Annotated in this window: 17 protein-coding genes; 9 read left to right on the plus strand and 8 right to left on the minus strand. The window is 45.3% G+C overall.

What is annotated here, in order from left to right; all coding sequences use genetic code 11:
• Positions 1-4: 4 nt before the first annotated feature.
• Positions 5-2,434: a DmsA/YnfE/YnfF family dimethyl sulfoxide reductase gene (locus tag ACXAD4_RS26710; protein WP_475245042.1), complete on the minus strand. Its 2,430-nt coding sequence runs from the start codon at positions 2,432-2,434 to the stop codon at positions 5-7.
• A gap of 387 nt (positions 2,435-2,821) precedes the next feature.
• On the opposite strand from ACXAD4_RS26710, the gene ACXAD4_RS26715 reads away from it, so the two are divergent.
• From ACXAD4_RS26715 to modF, 3 genes are all read left to right on the plus strand, one after another.
• Positions 2,822-3,403 carry a molecular chaperone TorD family protein gene (locus tag ACXAD4_RS26715; protein WP_475245671.1) on the plus strand — a complete coding sequence of 194 codons (582 nt, stop codon included), beginning with the start codon at positions 2,822-2,824 and terminating at the stop codon, positions 3,401-3,403.
• Positions 3,403-3,954 (plus strand): ferredoxin-type protein NapF, encoded by a 552-nt coding sequence (locus ACXAD4_RS26720; RefSeq protein ID WP_475245043.1) that lies wholly within the window; start codon positions 3,403-3,405, stop codon positions 3,952-3,954. The genes ACXAD4_RS26715 and ACXAD4_RS26720 overlap by 1 nt, the downstream gene beginning before the upstream one ends.
• A gap of 94 nt (positions 3,955-4,048) precedes the next feature.
• On the plus strand, positions 4,049-5,557 hold the full coding sequence (modF, locus tag ACXAD4_RS26725; RefSeq protein ID WP_475245044.1) for a molybdate ABC transporter ATP-binding protein ModF: 1,509 nt from the start codon (positions 4,049-4,051) through the stop codon (positions 5,555-5,557).
• A 29-nt stretch (positions 5,558-5,586) separates the two neighbouring features.
• Here modF and ACXAD4_RS26730 read toward each other — a convergent pair whose 3' ends face one another.
• Entirely contained in the window at positions 5,587-6,483 is an 897-nt protein-coding gene (locus tag ACXAD4_RS26730) for an AraC family transcriptional regulator (RefSeq protein WP_475245045.1), read from the minus strand.
• Between the two features lie 171 nt (positions 6,484-6,654).
• On the opposite strand from ACXAD4_RS26730, the gene ACXAD4_RS26735 reads away from it, so the two are divergent.
• Positions 6,655-6,846: a hypothetical protein gene (locus ACXAD4_RS26735; protein ID WP_475245047.1), complete on the plus strand. Its 192-nt coding sequence runs from the start codon at positions 6,655-6,657 to the stop codon at positions 6,844-6,846.
• On the opposite strand, the gene lhgO is transcribed toward ACXAD4_RS26735, so the two are convergent.
• The 4 genes from lhgO to ACXAD4_RS26755 all read right to left on the minus strand — a co-directional run bounded on the left by lhgO (position 6,841) and on the right by ACXAD4_RS26755 (position 10,952).
• A complete protein-coding gene (gene lhgO / locus ACXAD4_RS26740; RefSeq protein ID WP_475245048.1) occupies positions 6,841-8,049 on the minus strand; it encodes an L-2-hydroxyglutarate oxidase in 1,209 nt (402 codons plus the stop codon). The genes ACXAD4_RS26735 and lhgO overlap by 6 nt on opposite strands.
• Before the next feature lie 602 nt (positions 8,050-8,651).
• The gene (locus ACXAD4_RS26745) at positions 8,652-9,593 is read right to left on the minus strand and encodes a hypothetical protein (protein WP_475245049.1); all 942 of its coding nucleotides are present in this window, start codon (positions 9,591-9,593) and stop codon (positions 8,652-8,654) included.
• A gap of 350 nt (positions 9,594-9,943) precedes the next feature.
• Complete coding sequence (locus tag ACXAD4_RS26750) at positions 9,944-10,366, minus strand: DUF3010 family protein (RefSeq protein ID WP_475245051.1); 423 nt, start codon at positions 10,364-10,366, stop codon at positions 9,944-9,946.
• Between the two features lie 79 nt (positions 10,367-10,445).
• A complete protein-coding gene (locus ACXAD4_RS26755; RefSeq protein WP_475245052.1) occupies positions 10,446-10,952 on the minus strand; it encodes a M48 metallopeptidase family protein in 507 nt (168 codons plus the stop codon).
• Positions 10,953-11,081: 129 nt separating this feature from the next.
• On the opposite strand from ACXAD4_RS26755, the gene ACXAD4_RS26760 reads away from it, so the two are divergent.
• Together ACXAD4_RS26760 and ACXAD4_RS26765 are read left to right on the plus strand one after the other, a co-directional pair.
• Complete coding sequence (locus tag ACXAD4_RS26760; protein WP_475245053.1) at positions 11,082-11,534, plus strand: methyltransferase family protein; 453 nt, start codon at positions 11,082-11,084, stop codon at positions 11,532-11,534.
• A gap of 91 nt (positions 11,535-11,625) precedes the next feature.
• Complete coding sequence (locus ACXAD4_RS26765; RefSeq protein WP_317520400.1) at positions 11,626-12,033, plus strand: hypothetical protein; 408 nt, start codon at positions 11,626-11,628, stop codon at positions 12,031-12,033.
• Here ACXAD4_RS26765 and ACXAD4_RS26770 read toward each other — a convergent pair.
• Positions 12,027-12,806, minus strand: coding sequence for an AraC family transcriptional regulator (locus tag ACXAD4_RS26770; RefSeq protein ID WP_475245055.1), 780 nt, complete (start codon positions 12,804-12,806; stop codon positions 12,027-12,029). The two genes, ACXAD4_RS26765 and ACXAD4_RS26770, sit on opposite strands and share 7 nt — an antisense overlap.
• 148 nt (positions 12,807-12,954) lie before the next feature.
• Between ACXAD4_RS26770 and ACXAD4_RS26775 the strand changes: the two genes are divergently transcribed.
• The 3 genes from ACXAD4_RS26775 (at position 12,955) to ACXAD4_RS26785 (ending at position 15,180) form a co-directional block, all read left to right on the plus strand.
• Positions 12,955-13,335 carry a SpoIIAA family protein gene (locus ACXAD4_RS26775; protein ID WP_475245057.1) on the plus strand — a complete coding sequence of 127 codons (381 nt, stop codon included), beginning with the start codon at positions 12,955-12,957 and terminating at the stop codon, positions 13,333-13,335.
• Between the two features lie 126 nt (positions 13,336-13,461).
• Positions 13,462-14,196 (plus strand): acyloxyacyl hydrolase, encoded by a 735-nt coding sequence (locus ACXAD4_RS26780; protein WP_475245058.1) that lies wholly within the window; start codon positions 13,462-13,464, stop codon positions 14,194-14,196.
• An 87-nt stretch (positions 14,197-14,283) separates the two neighbouring features.
• Complete coding sequence (locus ACXAD4_RS26785) at positions 14,284-15,180, plus strand: 6-pyruvoyl trahydropterin synthase family protein (RefSeq protein WP_475245059.1); 897 nt, start codon at positions 14,284-14,286, stop codon at positions 15,178-15,180.
• Positions 15,181-15,257: 77 nt separating this feature from the next.
• Here ACXAD4_RS26785 and ACXAD4_RS26790 read toward each other — a convergent pair whose 3' ends face one another.
• A complete protein-coding gene (locus ACXAD4_RS26790; RefSeq protein WP_475245060.1) occupies positions 15,258-16,775 on the minus strand; it encodes a phospholipase D family protein in 1,518 nt (505 codons plus the stop codon).
• Between the last annotated feature and the right edge of the window lie 82 nt (positions 16,776-16,857).

The following is a 16,857-nucleotide window of genomic DNA, read 5'->3' on the forward strand; positions in this document are numbered from 1 at the left end:
AACCTTATGCTTTTTTCAGCAGTTGCACGTCGACTAGGTTGGTGTGTTGCGGGTTACCTTTTGCCAGCGGGCTAGGGCGCTGGGTAGTCAGTACGTTAATGCTACCGCCGTGGTCAACACCTTTCTTGTCCGGTGCGTACCATGCACCTTCACCCAGCGCTACAACACCTGGCATCATGCGAGGGGTTACTTTGGCTGTAAGGTGAATTTCACCGTGCTCGTTGAAGATACGGATTTGGTCATCATTCTTGATGCCACGCTGATCTGCATCCATCGGGCTCATCCACATCTGCTGTGGTGCAGCTTCTTTTAGCTGCTCAACGTTACCGTAAGTCGAGTGGGTACGAGACTTGTAGTGGAAACCAGTAAGCTGTAGTGGGTAGTCCTTACGCTTAGGATCGTCCCAACCATTGAAGGTTGACGCGTATACCGGAAGCGGGTGGATCACATCGCCTTCAGGTAGTTCCCATTCAGCCGCAATATCGGCAAGACGCTCAGAGTAGATCTCGATTTTGCCCGATGGTGTAGCCAGTGGGTTGTTTTCAGGATCTTTGCGGAAGTCTTCGTGGGCAATAAAGTGCTCAGCTTTACGCTTGTAGATACCTTGCTCACGCATTGCATCGAAACTTGGCAGTGTTGGGTCAAGCTCACGGGTTTGCGCGTATAGGTGGCGAAGCCAACCTTCTTGATCACGGCCTTCAGTGAACTCTTTTTCAATACCAAGGCGCTTGGCAAGTTCGGTACAGATATCGTAAATGCTGCGTGCTTCAAATACCGGCTCAATCGCTTGGCTGGCAAAGATGAAGTAAGGCATGTTGGCTGCTGCACCATCCATACAGAAATCTGATTGCTCAGAAGTTGTAAGGTCTGGCAGAACAATATCGGCGTACTTAGCAGATGAAGTCATGTGGTTATCAACCACAACAATCATTTCACACGCTTTGTCATCTTGTAGGATGTCGTGAGTGCGGTTGATGTCTGAGTGCTGGTTGATCAGACAGTTGCCTGCGTAGTTCCAGATGAACTTGATTGGCACGTCAAGCTTGTCTTTACCGCGAACACCGTCAGCTTTTGCTGTCATTTCTGTTGCACGGGTAATGGCATCTGTCCACAGGAACATAGAGATTGCGGTTTTCACCGGGTTCTCTGGGATAGGGAAGCGAACAAACGGGATTGCCTGGTTACCTTCACGAGAACCAGTACCACCACCGCTTACACCGACGTTACCAGTTAGGATTGCCAGCATCGCAATTGAACGTGCCGCCAACTCACCGTTAGCGTGACGCTGAGGGCCCCAGCCCTGGAAGATAGCACATGGCTTGGTTGAACCAATTTCACGTGCAAGCTTGATGATGATGTCTGCTGGGATACCGGTAATGTCTGCTGCCCAAGCTGGTGACTTCTCGGTTTGGTCTTCGCCACGGCCAAGAATGTAAGACTTGTAGTCAGAGTTGGCAGGTGCTGAAGCAGGTAGCGTCTTCTCGTCGTAACCGACACAGTATTTGTCTAGGAATGGCTGATCAACCAAGTTCTCGGTGATCATTACATGTGCCATACCCGCAACAAGCGCTGCATCCGTACCCGGGCGGATTGGGATCCACTGGTCTTCACGGCCACCGGCGGTATCCGTGTAGCGAGGATCGATAACGATCATCTTGGCGTTAGAGCGGGCTTTACCTTCCATCAAGTGGTGGATCTGGCCGCCGCCTGACATGCGGGTTTCGGCAGGGTTGTTACCGAACTGAACGATCAGCTTGGTGTTTTCAACATCTGAGAATGAGTTATTGGCACCGTTACCGTAGGTATAAGGCATACCAGCAGCAATCTGTGCAGTTGAGTAGTCACCGTAGTGGTTTAGGTAACCGCCGCTCAGGTTCATAAGGCGCGCAATTAGCGTAGCACCTGGTGGCCATGATTTGGTGACTGTACCTCCAAGGGTACCTGTACCGTAGTTCAGGTATACCGCTTCGCTACCGTAGTCCTTGCGGATACGGTTAAGGTTATTGGTGATCTCGTCAAAGGCTTCATCCCAGCTGATACGCTTGAACTTACCTTCACCACGCTTGCCGACACGCTTCATTGGGTACTTCAAGCGGTCAGGGTTGTATACGCGGCGGCGCATAGAGCGGCCACGCAAACAGGCACGGATTTGGTGGTTGCCGTATTGGTCGTCACCGGTGTTATCGGTCTCAACCCATTTGATTTCACCGTCAGAAACATGCATGCGTAGCGGGCAACGGCTACCACAGTTAACGGTACACGCACTCCAAACAACTTTTTCGTCGGTTGTAGTAGCGGCTTCGACTTTACTTGATTTAAACGGCAGGGAAACACTGCCTGCAACTGCAGCTAATCCACCTAACGCTGAGCTTGACTTAACAAAGTCTCGGCGGGTGAATTTAGGTGCCAATAGCTTTTTGAGTTGTGATTTCATGACACGACATTCTCGGTATTGACTAACAGTCCTACACTTAATTGGTAGGTTTCTGACACGCATTTTCCGTCAGCTTGAGCGTTTAACTTTGCCGTCGATCAATAAAAGGCGGGGAATTATTTTGAATATTTATGTATCTGTAACAATGTGAATGTAGGGATTAATGCGTGTAACAAGATATTACTAAACTGAGGGTGTTGATAGTGGTTATCATTTACTATCAACAATTTAAAGCGGTAAATATTGTCCTAAAGCATGTTTTCCGTGTTAGTTATCGGCTATCGTGCTTAGGAAAATGTTAATGAATAACCTAATTTAGCTGTTATTCCACTGGCATCATGAAAACTTATTGCATGATATTACATATTTTTGGAGGCGGATGTGACCATGGAGCACATTTCAACAATCGCTCGTATTCTGGGTAGCTTTTTTTATTATCCACTGACCCACGAAACGAACCGACAGGTCTGTCAGATGATTGCTGATAGTGAAGATCAAGAGGACTCTCCGTTTGCAGAATTGCTTAAAGCTGTGGAAGCGGATGGGGCTGATGATCTTGCAATGGACTTCCAGCAACTGTTTGAAGGCTGCGAAGTGATGCCTGCGCCGCCATGGGGTTCGGTATACCTTGATAAAGAACAAGTGATCTTCGGGGAAACCACCGTTGCCTACCGCCGCTTCCTCGCCGATAGAGAAATGTCGCTAGATACGGGCATGCGCGAGCCGGAAGATCAGTTCGGTTTGATGCTAATGGCCATGTCAAAACTGGCAGAGGCCGAAGATAGCGAAGCGATTAAGGCTCTGTTATCCGTTCACTTACTACCATGGGCGCCAAGATATTTAGAGCTTATGCAGAAAAACGCCAACACTCAGTCTTATCAGTTACTTGGTGCGATGGCAGAGCAATGGCTGGCCTTTATTGCTGAAGAACTTGCGGTAACGGCCGTGGAGAAAAAGGTTTATTTCTAATGATTGAACGTGACGAACGATATTACAAAGCTTGCATGGAGCATTACACGGTAAGCCGACGCGGTTTGCTGCGAGGCTTATTCTCCGGGGCAAACCGCGTAAAAAAAGAGGCGCAAGCCCCGACTATCGTTCGCACGGTGCCTCGTCCTCCGGGGGCGATTGAAGAGGCGCTGTTTCTTCAAGTCTGCCAGTCATGTGATGCCTGTGAAACGGCATGCCCTCAACAGGTGATTGAGCGCCCGGAAGGGTTACCGCAGTTAAACCTTGAATATAATGATTGCAGCCAGTGCGGTGAGTGCCAGAAAGCGTGCCCAACACAGGCGCTTTCATCTGAGGTAACCGATATTGGTGTCAGGCCTGACTTCTCCACCCGTTGTAGCAACCGCTTGTCAGGCTATTGCGAAATGTGTGCAGAACAGTGCCCACACGATGCTATCAGTATTGAGCAGGGACAGGTTCCTGTTGTTAATGCTGAATCTTGTGATGGGTGTGGTCAGTGCCGCACAGCATGTTATACCGGCGCTATCACTATGGCTTTCCCTAAAGCCTAAAGCTTTTTTTTCACAGTAACATTATTTGATTGGCTTCGCGTATTCCATGTAAGGTATCTGATATTACCCAGCGGCCTTACAGGGAATGGAGCCAATGTCTATCCAGCTACACCAAATCAAACTTTACAGCAATCAACCGAGTACTCCGAAGCCGGTTGTCCGCTTATCCATTCCCAAGTTGGATATTCATCCAGAACAACACTGGGCTTTTTTCTGCGCCAAAGGTGAAGCGGGCTCTGTTTTCGCCCAGCTTTTAACTAATGACACACAACTAATTAATAAGCCCAATGAGCTGTTGGAATTCGACGGCGAGTTATCTGGTCTGCCTGATAAAATCAGCCTGGTATCCCTTGCTGAGCAACAAGCATTATTAGAGGAAGAGCTAGCGAAGGATGATACTGATTTTCTCGATAGGTTGGACAAAGGGACAAGTGTTGAGGAGTTAGTTGCCGCTCGATGTAAAAGTCTGGACTATGTTGAAGAGCTTATCACGCTGTTTGATCTTCAGAGCCTGAGAAACAGCGGATTCAGAAACCTGTCCACGGGTGAAACTCGCCGTGTCATGTTGGCCAGAGCGCTGGCCGAACAACCAGATCTGTTGATCTTAGATGATCCGCTTGCTGGCTTAGATATTACCCATCAAGCCCAGCTCATTACTCTGATCGATCAGCTGCAAAATGATGTCCAAGTTATTCTGATTACATCGCGTGAACAGGCGTTGCCAGACAGTATTACACATGTCGGTGTTTTCGATGAGGAGAAGCTGACAGGGAGTTATACACGCAAAGAGTGGGAATCCTTGCCACTGCTTGCCCACCTCCGAGCACAATCGGCAGAACGTAGTGAAGCCATGCTAGTGTTGATCCAACAGTACCAGCATCAAACCGACATACCCGATCCCTTAGTGGCTATACGCAATGGCAAAGTTGAGTATACCGATAAGCTGATCTTTGACGGTGTCAATTGGCAAATCAATAATCGTCAGCATTGGCAGATCAGAGGGCCGAATGGGTGTGGCAAGAGTACACTGCTCGGCTTGATCTTTGGCGATCACCCACAGTGCTACAGCAATGATATTGATATTTTTGGTATTAAGCGGGGTAGTGGCGAGACTATTTGGGAGATTAAGCAACATATCGGCATGGTGTCTTCGGCACTTCACTTGCAATACCGTGTGTCGTGTTCGGCATTGGATACCATTCTATCTGGCTTCTATGATTCTATCGGTTTATACCAGCAGCCAAGCATTGATGAAATCAAGCAGGCCAGAGACTGGCTGAAGCTACTGCATATGGAACATCTTGCTTCGACATCTTTCAAACAGTTGGAATATGGTCAGCAACGCTTGTTGCTAGTGGCCCGCGCACTTATCAAGCGGCCGAAGATCCTCATTCTTGATGAGCCATATCAAGGGCTAGACTTCCTCAACCGCCAGTTAGTTAAAAATGCGTTGGAGATGATTGCCAACAACAACCTCAGCCAGTTGTTATATGTCTCTCATCACCCGGAAGATGCCCTCGACAGTATCCATAACTTTGTTGATTTTGTTGGTTGTGCCGAAACGGGGTACAAAACCGTGATTAGCCACAGTAACCCGTCATAATCAATTGAACCCGTGGATATCTACGTCAGTCAGACCGCCGCATTGATTTTATAATTGTTGCGGTATTGGCGTGGCGTCATCTGTTTGTAGTCTTTGAATTGGCGGTTGAAGTTGACCTGATTGCGATAGCCTACGCTTTCGGCGATTAAGCCGATAGGTTGGCTGGTAGTCTGTAGTAACTCAGCCGCATGGTTCAAGCGCAGCTTTTTCAAATACTGGCTAAAGCTTTCTTTGAAGTGGACGGAAAACAACCTGTGAATACTGCTCTCGCTGGTATTCATGTGCGCGGCGAGATCGGCGAGGGTCACCATTTGGCTGAAGTGCTCTTCGAGGTACTGGCATACCTTCTCGATTTTTTCTTGATTAGCCTTCTCGGCTACGTTTTCTTTATGTGAGCCATCAGGCTGTTTCTGTGGGGCATAAGAGAGCAGGGTACGGCTCTCTTTATCCGCTATCAAACTGCTGAGTACCTGAAGCAGAATACCGAGCTGGGCCATTGGGGTATGGCTTGTCACACCTTCCAATAACTTAAGTACATCTTGGCAAGCGCTGTCAGAGAACTCGATACCTTTTTCGGCTCGCTTGAGCAAAGAATCGATCTTCCTCATCTCCACGCAGCTAAACATCATATTGGCAACCCACTCTTTCTTGAACCAAATGATATGGGTCTCACAAAGCTGGTTGTCATGCGTTTCAGTTGAGGTAAAGCGGTGGGGCAGACCTGGGCCAATCAGCACCATGTTGCTATCACCAAACTCGCCTTCGTAGTGGCCAATACTGGCCTTACCGCGAAAGTGGCGATGAATCACTAACTCATACTCTTGATGGAAGTGCCACTCATAGTGTTTGTGTGGTTCTTCTATCTTGCGATAACGCCATGAGTAGCCCTGACGTTGCATGACTCTTTCGATAGTTGCTTGTTGCATTGAAAGCCAATCCGGGTATTAAGGAAAAGTACCAATCTTTATCAATATAGTACTGAATTTATACCTAAAGTGAATGCTTTGAAGGGATAGTACTGATAGTTGATAACTTTGGATAAGTCAGTCTTTCCCCAAAGCGTATTGTTGAGGCAAGCCATACGAGGAGCCAAAACAATGAACAAGCTTAAAAAAATGATTAATAAACTGATAATTGAAACCCGTCGTGACTGCTTGGCAAGGGTTGTCTGTGGCTATCAAGCAGGATACTCATGGCAGGTTCTGGGTTACAAAACCAAGCGAGATTATGAAAAAGACTTGGCATTGAGCCTTTACCGCCAGCGGGCTAAACGCCACCACACGCTATAGGCTCAATACCTTGTCGCAAATGTATTGACCAATTGGCATCGCTGAAGTAGCTGCTGGTGAAGGTGCATTACACACATGCAGGCTGCGCGAGCTTTCTGCAAACAGGAAGTCATGAACTAAGGTGCCATCATTAAGCACCGCTTGGGCACGGATCCCTGCAGGGTAGGGCTGCAAATCAGCGGTTGTTAATTGTGGGCAGTATTTGTTGACCAGTTTCAGGTAACCCGGTTTCCACCATGAGTTTTTGGTTTCAGCTAACCCCGCTTTGAGGTTATTAGCCGTTACCTTCCAAAAACCTTTGAAAGAGAGCATCTCGGCAGTGTCTTTGGCGCTGAAGTTGATCCTATTGTACCCCTCTCGTTTCCAGCCCTGGACAGCATTTGGGCCAACGGTCACAGTGCCATCAATCATCCGGGTTAGATGAACACCCAGGAAAGGCAGTTCAGGGTCAGGAATTGGGTAAATCAAATGGTTTACGATCTGGTTGTGCTGGGGCGCTAAACGGTAATATTCTCCGCGGTAAGGAATGATCTGAAAATCAGTATCGATTTTCATCATGCGGGTAAGCCTGTCAGCCATCAAGCCAGCGCAGCTAATTAAGAACTTACCTTTTAATTGAAATGGCTGGCCATCACTCTTGCAATCAACCACAACGCTATCTGGTTTTTCTTCAACCGCGATGACTTCAGTGCGCTTGGAAATTTCGCCACCGAGTGTGACGAATAACTCGGCCATTTTATTAGTGATCATTTTGTAATCGACTATGCCTGTAGCAGTCACCAAAATTGCCCCAAGGCCGGTAATATTTGGCTCTTGTTGGCGCAATTGTTCTTGGCTTAGGAGCTTTACTTCAATGCTATTTTCCAAGCAGCGTTCATATAGAGCCTGCATTCTCTCTAATTCGATATTATTGGTTGCGACTAGCAGCTTGCCACATTGCTCGAAAGGGATTTGATGCTCATTACAAAAGGCTTTGGTCGCTTTTTCTCCCGCTTTGCAGAGTGTTGCCTTCAAACTTCCCGGTGCATAATAAACCCCTGCATGGATAACACCGCTGTTGTGCCCGGTTTGATGCATAGCCAATGAGGCTTCTTTTTCTATGACTATGACCGATGCATCTGGACGGCGCTGCTTCAGTTGCCAAGCCGTTGATATACCGACGATACCACCACCGACAATGATGTAATCGTAGACCTTATCCATTTTAAATCCTTTTGTATGAATCTGTTATAGCCTGAACCGATATCTTATTGATGAGTATAGGTAAACTCAGAGGTGAAAGCTGCGAGCCTGACCACATAGCATGAAATGTAAAAGCATCCATTTAACACTATGTATATTGGTGAGTATTTGTTCGATTTTGTATCTGACGGGCACCTGTCACTGCAAACTTAACTAATTAAATATAAAGTATTTATTCAAGGTAGAGGCAAAACCGGCAGGACGCACCATACTTGTAACGTATTCCAAATAACGCTGTTTCATAAGGTTGCTTGGATATAGCAATAGGAGCGATCAGTGATGCTTAGGAAAGTCAGTGAGGTCGATTTTTACAAGTTGTTCACCGTGATCGGTGGCTATTTTCTTTTCTTCTTTGGGGCCGTTCATTTATTACGATGGATGAAGAGTACCAATCTATTGATCTATGGGTTTGTTGTTCTTTCTGTTGTCGTCAGCGCGTTGCTAATTTTGACGCTCTATAAGTTAAGGAAGAGGCGGCATTACCGAAGTTGAAGTTAAAATAGAAAACAAACGAAGATACCCAAGCTTTTTGCAAAGCTTGGGTAGGTGTCGGATTTTCTGGCTTATTGGTTAAAAGAGAAATCAACAAGCTCGACTAAATATGCCTCTTTTTTATAGTCATTTTTCTCAATACCTTTAACGATACCTAGGGATGGGTTTACCCAGACTTCAAGGCCGGTTGGATCGCCGTTTCTAATCTCTGACAGATAATTCGTTTGCCCATTTTCTTCAGTACACATACCTGTGATTCGGTCGCGAATATACATTCGCATTGCCTCGACTTTCTTTTCTTTAATAGTAAAGACTTTTGTTTCTTGGCGTGTTAAATCGAGTGTTCTTGTTACTGTAAAATCATCACAGCTATAGATGTTCTCATTGCCGTCCGCTACACCGTAGTCTTCAAGGATGTATTGAATGGCATCTTTAGATAAACCAGCCAGCTCTGCCTCAAAGGTTGCTTGATACTTGCCTTGCTTAGCAAGCATAAAGTCACCATTGCCAATAAAGTCAGGAAGTTTCCACAGTGGTTGTTCTTTAGTGGTATCTTTATCAATATAGGTGACAAAATGCTTATCAGTGTTTTGTACTTTATCTTCAATACGCCCAGCAAAAGAACTGTCTTGGTCTTTTTGTAGGGTCAGACCAGCATCACTATATTCAGTGGTGGTAACTTCAAAGAAGTGTTCAACACCTTCGTTATTAGCAAGAATGTTAAGAATATCGTATTTGGCTATATCGCTATTTTCAATCGCTTGATATGTGCTCTTTTCAAAATTGGTATCGACCAAAGCTTCATCTTCCATGAAAGATGAGTTGTATTCTTTGATAGACAATGTTGTGCTTTTAAGATTTGCAGCATCAAAAGTTGCTCCTTTCAGTGGGAAATCAACTTTTGGTGCTGGTGGAGCTGGTTTCTTGTCATCTGGCGTTGAGCTACCGCCACCGCCGCCACCACAACCGGCTAGAAGAGAAATGATAGAAAGGCTGATAATCGTTTTTTTCATTATGAGACCGTGTAAAGTGAGTTCAATAAAAGATATATAACTGTCCATGTAATGATTCGGTGGGATTATAGATTTATGCTGTATAGGTATGTGTCCTGAATTGTATTGGCTTTGTATGAAATCAGTTTTATTTTGCGGGGATAGTGACTTTGCAGGAAAGTGGGGCAATGAAAAGCAGACTAGATATAACTAAAGAGGTTATATTTTTGTGATAAATAGCGTGGAGAAACAATTTTTACAATTGTAATGGATTGTCAGGTCGGATCAGTGTCAAAAGTTTGACTTTGAATGGATTTTAATCAATAAAAAAGCCAGCAATGCTGGCTTTTTTAGAACGCTATACGTTGACGTTATTTGCCAAGGTATGCATAACCGGTCATGAAAGCAGCTTCCTGGAACTGACGAAGGCCCGTTGCGCGGAATTCGATAGCCAGTGGGTTGCGCTTCATCTTTTGCTTGATCTCTTGGCTTGTGATGAAGTCCACTTCAACACCATCAATTAGCTGGATCGCTGCTTCTAGTTTGAAGCCAATTGCGCTGCCTGCAAATTTACCACGGGTTTCACGAGTACGGATCACAACGCGGTCAATTTGGTAGTCATCCAGAAGCTTTTTGAAAGTCTGCTGGAAGTTACGCATTTGCTCATTGTCCATTGAGTCTTGCATGATGAACTTTTGAGCACGGCATTCTGGAAGATCGAACAGACCGTTACTCTTGGTAAGAAGGCAAATGACGGCCTCGTTGCTACGAAGCTCAACAGCACAAATTTTCATGTAAACACCTAATAATGTAGTTAGCAGGGTATTTTAGGCAAAAGCGCAATAAATACCAGTAATTAAATAATGCTTACCGTTAGTTGTACAGTGGACCGTCAATTTCTAGCTGGGTTAACAGTAAGCGGGCATCAAGTTCAAGCTGGTGGTAGTCAGGCTCCATATGGCTGCACAACTGGTAGAACGCTTTGTTGTGCTCTTTTTCTTTGATATGGGCAAGCTCATGCACCACTATCATTCGTAGCAAGGGAAGTGGAGCCTGCTTAAAGATAGTCGATACCCGTATCTCGTTTTTGGCCTTGAGTTTGTTGCCATGTACGCGAGAGACAAAGCTGTGCATCCCCAAAGCGTGGTTGACCATATGGATTTTGCCATCATAAGCTACTTTGCTGACAGGTGACGATTTTCTCAGATATTGGTTTTTTATCTCAATCACATAGTCGTAGAGCGCTTTCTCTGACTGGATGGTATGTTGCTCTGGGTATTTTCGTAGCAGATAGCGTTTTAGGTTACCTTGTTCAACCAGTTGGCTGACTTGGCCAACAAGTTGGTCGGGGTAGCCCTGTAGGTATTTAAGTTTTTGCATTTTCGCAGCCAGATGTCGATCAACGAGAGAAATGTTGCGCGATTTTAAACATTTTGAATGATACGGGCAATCTAAGACTAGGATTGCGGCAAGAAGTGACACTAGAATAAAAGAAAAAGGAGAAACGAAATGGAATTGCGCCTGCCTCCACCGTTAGTTTTATTCATCACTTTTGGCTGCATGTATGCACTTGCTAGATATTGGCCTCTCTATACTTTCTCATTTTCGGCTCAGACACTGATTGTTTTAGTGTTTTGCTTGTTGGGGGCATTTCTTGGGATGGCTGCTGTTTGGTCATTTTCGAAGGCAAGAACTACGATTGACCCTCGCTTCCCCAATAAAACATCCAAGTTGGTGACATCCGGTATCTACCGCTTTTCGCGTAACCCTATGTACCTTGGCTTGCTGTGCTTTTTATGCGCGGCGTTTGTTTATCTTTCTGCTCTTAGCCCTTTACTCATGGTTGGGCTGTTCATTTTCTATATGAACCATTTCCAGATAGCGCCAGAAGAAGCAGTATTGCAAGCAATGTTTGGCGAGCAATTTGACCAATATTGTCAACGAGTTAGGCGTTGGTGTTAATTTTGTCACTTATAACTTTTTTGGAGACCATATCACTTTTTTATACTACTCTTTATGAGTGATGCGTAAGGATGAGTGGTTTGGGGGCGTTATGGAAATTCTCAAGGCAATCGATAAAAATTTTCTACCTTTCATTAAGTTACCTTTAGCTTGTTTGTTTGCCAAAAGTGGTGAGGTGAACTTTTTTAGTTCAAGCTTTCAGTCTCATACATCAGATTTTTCGAAAGACTATAAGTGTTTAATAAGACAAACCAAAAGAGAAATCTCCAGTATTAAGAGAAACTTAACTCAAGCAGGCTATCAAATGACCCAAATTGTCAGGGTGGAAGTAACACTTGCTTTGAGCATGGCTGATCATCCATTAGATGAATTATATGATTTGCTCAGGCCTTTTTCTGGAGAAATAGAAATTCGTTATGATGAAACTGGGCTCTTTTCATCGGAGCCGCATCTTTCATCGTCTCAGTTAATATCAATTGATGTGATGGCACTTCATTGATTTGGGCGCTTGATATAAGCGCTCGGGGTACTTCCTGTTTGTTTGCGGAAAAAGCTGACAAAGGCGCTGTCACTGGAGAAGTCCAATTCGAAAGCGACGGTTGAGACAGATTTGTTCTCAGAGAGAAGCTCTATTGCCTTCATTAGGCGCCATTGCTGGCGCCAAGCCTGATAGGGCATGCCTGTTTCACGGCTAAAAATACGAGAAATGGTTTTTTCACTTGCGCCAATAGACTGCGCGGCCTCATTGAGCGGTGACGGGGTATAACCTTCCTCTCTGAGCTGTTTTATCCAAGTCGTCAACCTGCTATCTGATGGCAAAGGTAGCAACAAGGTTTCATCTGGTGCTGCTGCGAGTTCTTGCCAGAATAAATTCACTAGCGCTTCTTGCTCTTCGTAGGGCATTTGCCAAGGCCAAAAAGCCATTCTTTCAATCAGCTCTCGAAGCAATGGATTGACCGACAAAATCCTAATTTGATCTTCTTGTCGATTCGCATCTGAAATGTCGAAATACACCGAACGATAAGCAACTACATTTGTCATCACGGCACAGTGACGGACGCCTGCAGGAATCCATGCTGCGCGTGTAGGCGGCAATATACACTGCTGGTTTTCAAGCGTAATACTCATAGAGCCAGACGGTGCGTATAGCAATTGGGCCTTCTGATGGCTGTGCATACCTGAATCATGGCGACCAATATTTGCGGCAATGCCGACAACTTGATTGTTGATTGCGTCTGGGTTGAATCTGTCTTGTTCGGTGATAAGTGCCATATTGAAGAGAATGCAGCTGAGGTTTTTGTTAAATAATAGCGAGAACATTGAGTTAAGTACATGTAGATATACAAAGGCGACTTCAATCTGCTACTCAGGCAACTTGGGTATAAACTATGGAGATAGCCGGATGCAAAGAGGAGTAAACATGAGTTATGTCCATGGTATCCACCTTGAGGTTGAACGGTTAGATGATTTGGTCTTTATGGAGCTGAAGGCTGTAGGCACCTTGACCCACGCTGATTATGAAAAGATCACCCCGCTGATAGAAGAAGCATTAGAGGGGATAGAGAGCCCAATCGTGAATGTGTATTTTGATGGTACTGATTTCGAGGGGTGGGATCTCCACGCGGCATGGGATGATCTAAAGCTCGGTCTTAGGTTTGGTAAGAAATTTAATAAAGTGGCCATCTATGGGAATCAACATTGGCAAGAAGTGATGAGCAAGGTCGGGGGGTGGTTTGTCAGTGGAGAAGTCCTCTATTTTGAAGATTCACTGGAAGCAATCAGTTGGCTGCGAGAAGAGTAAGGTAGCAGGGAAAAAAATAACGCTACCTAGTATTGCCTCTATGTTTACATTAAGATGCTGATAGTTTTGGGGAAAGGTAAGCAGACCCTATTTAAAATGATAAATTTCGCTACAGGTATGGTGAAAATGAAAAGGAATGTAATTGCGTCTGGGGTTTTGCTGTCGCTAGTTTCTATGCAGGCATGGTGTGATGAGACTGCTTCAGGGCAAGTGAATGCGGCTCAAACTGAATATGAGCCAATTGTTTCGCAGTCAGTGGCTACTGAGCCTATGCCCTCTGAGTCAATAGCAAGTGAGCAAGGCTTTCAATACTTCGCAGGTCTACGTGGTGGTGTTAACTTAATCGGCAGTGATGATAGCGCGTCTATTTCTACTGGTAACATAGATTCTGATGACAACGATTTTGGCTCGTTCGGTGCGCTAGATTTAGGTGTGTATATGCCGAATGACCGAGGTAGAGTTTACTATAGCTTTGAATATCATACATCTACAGTCAAATTTGATGGTCAGGATGCTTATGATACTAATGTTGGCTTACACCTTTTAAGTGCTGATCATATTTTCCGTCCTCAGGGTTCTGTAAGGCCTTTTGTTGGTCTGCATATCGGTTATGCTTTCGCTGAAACAGACTCTGATTTCTCTGACAATTATGATGAAAGTGGTATTGTTTTCGGTTTCCAGGCTGGCTTGGGCTGGGAGGTGATGGATGATCTGGGTCTAGAGCTTGGTTTACGCCATACTGTTCTCCCTTCAGAACGTCGTTCTTGGCAGGCGGAAAATAGTGCAGGTGAGTCTGTGACCGTTGAAACACAGCTCAAAGGGGTGACATCTGCTTATCTTGGCGCCACCTACCGTTTTTAATGGCTTCTAGGATAGCTTGAGCGGTTTACTCAGGAATTTAGCTGCGTATAATGCCTTGCCGCAACCAGAATCAGTAAGGACTTCAGTTTGAAGCTATTTGTTAGAGATCTTACCGTCATCGATGCCTCTTACCTTTGCCAACAGCGAGGTATGGTAGGGGAGAGTTGGATCCTCGATGTGGTGATGTCGGGCGAATTGAATGAAATGAGCATGGTGCTTGATTTCAGTCGGGTAAAAAAACAAATCAAACAGATTGTTGATGAGTTTGTTGATCATCGTTTGATTGTTCCGAGCCAAAGCGATGCAATTCGTACTGCAGCAACCAAGCCGGGCTATGCTACCGTCGATTTGCTGCGTGGAGACAAAAGCCTTCATCTGCATTGTCCTGAGCAAGGGTACTGTTTTATCGATGACAGTGAAGTCACTATCGAATCTGTTACCCGACATATCTATAAAGTACTAGAAGGTAAGCTACCAGAGAATGTTCAGGGTTTGGAGTTAACTCTACGCCACGAGCCTATCCCTGGGCCGTTTTATCACTACAGCCACGGCTTGAAAAAGCACGATGGTAATTGTCAGCGTATTGCGCATGGTCACCGCTCACCGGTTGAGCTACTGATTAACGGCCAGAGAGATTTGGCATTGGAGCAACAGTGGGCTGAACGTTGGCAAGATATTTACCTTGGCAGTACAGAAGATGAATGCACTTTGGCTGAGCTAACCCTAAGCCAGTCAGCTGAAAGTGCTACAGAGCAGAGCCACTATGCATTTCGCTACACAGCGCCGCAGGGTGAGTTTGAGTTGGCTATCGCCAGAACTGACGTCGAGATGCTTGAAACTGATACGACAGTAGAGCTATTGGCGCAATATATTGCTGACCAAGTCAGTGTGAATGTCGAAGTCGGTTCAACACTTGATGTCGTCGCCTATGAAGGTGTAGGTAAAGGGGCTATGGCATCGGCTCATGGTCAAATGAAGCGTTAATTTGTCCGAAGACGTTCGTTAAAGCCGTTTTCATCAAAAGCCCCATCAACATGATTGTTGATGGGGCTTTTTGCTAATTAGAGTTGGTCTTCTATAGGGAGTAGTCCAGAAAGCCATGCAGAAAAGCGAAGGAATAGCCCAGAGTCAGGTTCTTTCCGCTTTATTATCCCGCTTAAGTCATTGTGCCACTCAAGGTTGCCGGATTCATCCAAGGCTAAACGATAGGTGTTTTTCTTTAAGTTTTTGTCCACTTGTTGATATAACAGCTCACCGAACTCGCTTGATTCAATCAAAACCCCCATTTCCGTATTCAGGTAAGCGGAGCGGGGATCGAAGTTAAAGGAACCGACGAACAGTTTCTTGCGATCGATAATAAAGGTTTTTGCATGCAAACTGGTTCGGGAGCTACCCAGCCATGAGCGTTTTTTCTTAAGGCTAGGATCGACCTTAACTTCATACAATTTGACTCCACCGGTGAGCAAGGGCTCTCGGTACTTGGCGTACCAACCATGAACCGCAAAAACATCATTGGAGGCGAGAGAATTAGTAATTATCGTGACATCGATACCCTCATCTACCGCTTGGACAAGGGCATCTGCGCCTTGTGTTGTTGGCACAAAGTAGGGTGATACAAGTAAGAGTTCGCTGTCTGCCTGCTCTAGGATCGCACTCAGCTGGTGGAGCATGAGATCTGTGTCTTCCGGCGAGTACACTTTTGAGGGCAGGTCGTAGTGTACTTCAGCTTCTCCCCAGTAAAATTCTAGTGTTTTATTTTTTATATGATCGGTGAGTGGGAGTTTCGCCATCGAGTCCATATACTCTGAGTGCTTAAAATCACGCTTGAGCTCAGTTTCCCATTCGAATACTTCTTCTGGTGTGGGCTTGGATTGCTGTTGTACTAAAGACTCAATAGGGGTCGAAGGTTTGCTGTTCCAGTAGAGGTCAAATTGAACTGAAATATCAGTGATAGCATCACCGACCATAAGAATATCAAAGTCACCAAAATCAATAGCGGCATTTGCAGCGAAGTATTCATCGCCGATATTGCGCCCACCAGTGATGGAAAAAGCATTATCGGCAATCAAGGCTTTATTATGCATTCGGCGATTGAGCCTGTCGAAGTCACTGATGAAACCAAAAATACGTGACTTTCTGTTAACGAATGGATTGAACAGGCGAATTTTGATATTAGGATGACTGGACAATCTAGCGAGTGAGGTATCGTTTCGTGACTGCATGTCATCCAGTAAAATCCTCACCCGCACACCTCGCTCGGCGGCTTGGTAGAGAGCATAGGTCATCAATGAGCTGGTGCTGTCGCTGCGGTAAATATAATACTGAAGATCAAGGCTGTGCTCGGCACTGTAAATGAGGGCTAGACGGGCGAGAAAGGCTTCTTGACCGTCACCAAGAGGATAGAAACCCGTTAGGTTTTGATAATCATCAAGATAAGGCTTAACCTGGCGTCCCAGCTCGGTTTGCGCATCAAATGGAATAGTATATGTCGGCGTTTTTTCTGCTTCAGGCAACGATGAGCAACCGAAAAATGAAAAAAATCCGATAATGAGAACAACGTATTGAAAAAAGCGCAGCAAGTTAATTCAAACCTTATAGTTATAATTTTCTATAAATATAGGTTTTAATTGTAGTAATTACCATGTTTGTTGCCTAGTTACA

Source organism: Photobacterium sp. AWH4_225 (assembly GCF_056158405.1).

Excerpts from the sequence above, each read along its gene's own strand:
- ACXAD4_RS26750 (WP_475245051.1), bottom strand. The coding sequence starts at position 10,366 with ATGAAAATTTGTGCTGTTGAGCTTCGTAGCAACGAGGCCGTCATTTGC.
- ACXAD4_RS26780 (WP_475245058.1), top strand. The coding sequence starts at position 13,462 with ATGAAAAGGAATGTAATTGCGTCTGGGGTTTTGCTGTCGCTAGTTTCT.
- ACXAD4_RS26755 (WP_475245052.1), bottom strand. The coding sequence starts at position 10,952 with ATGCAAAAACTTAAATACCTACAGGGCTACCCCGACCAACTTGTTGGC.
- ACXAD4_RS26765 (WP_317520400.1), top strand. The coding sequence starts at position 11,626 with ATGGAAATTCTCAAGGCAATCGATAAAAATTTTCTACCTTTCATTAAG.
- modF (WP_475245044.1), top strand. The coding sequence starts at position 4,049 with ATGTCTATCCAGCTACACCAAATCAAACTTTACAGCAATCAACCGAGT.
- ACXAD4_RS26775 (WP_475245057.1), top strand. The coding sequence starts at position 12,955 with ATGAGTTATGTCCATGGTATCCACCTTGAGGTTGAACGGTTAGATGAT.
- ACXAD4_RS26710 (WP_475245042.1), bottom strand. The coding sequence starts at position 2,434 with ATGAAATCACAACTCAAAAAGCTATTGGCACCTAAATTCACCCGCCGA.
- ACXAD4_RS26745 (WP_475245049.1), bottom strand. The coding sequence starts at position 9,593 with ATGAAAAAAACGATTATCAGCCTTTCTATCATTTCTCTTCTAGCCGGT.
- ACXAD4_RS26730 (WP_475245045.1), bottom strand. The coding sequence starts at position 6,483 with ATGCAACAAGCAACTATCGAAAGAGTCATGCAACGTCAGGGCTACTCA.
- ACXAD4_RS26715 (WP_475245671.1), top strand. The coding sequence starts at position 2,822 with ATGGAGCACATTTCAACAATCGCTCGTATTCTGGGTAGCTTTTTTTAT.
- ACXAD4_RS26770 (WP_475245055.1), bottom strand. The coding sequence starts at position 12,806 with ATGGCACTTATCACCGAACAAGACAGATTCAACCCAGACGCAATCAAC.
- ACXAD4_RS26735 (WP_475245047.1), top strand. The coding sequence starts at position 6,655 with ATGAACAAGCTTAAAAAAATGATTAATAAACTGATAATTGAAACCCGT.
- ACXAD4_RS26720 (WP_475245043.1), top strand. The coding sequence starts at position 3,403 with ATGATTGAACGTGACGAACGATATTACAAAGCTTGCATGGAGCATTAC.
- lhgO (WP_475245048.1), bottom strand. The coding sequence starts at position 8,049 with ATGGATAAGGTCTACGATTACATCATTGTCGGTGGTGGTATCGTCGGT.
- ACXAD4_RS26760 (WP_475245053.1), top strand. The coding sequence starts at position 11,082 with ATGGAATTGCGCCTGCCTCCACCGTTAGTTTTATTCATCACTTTTGGC.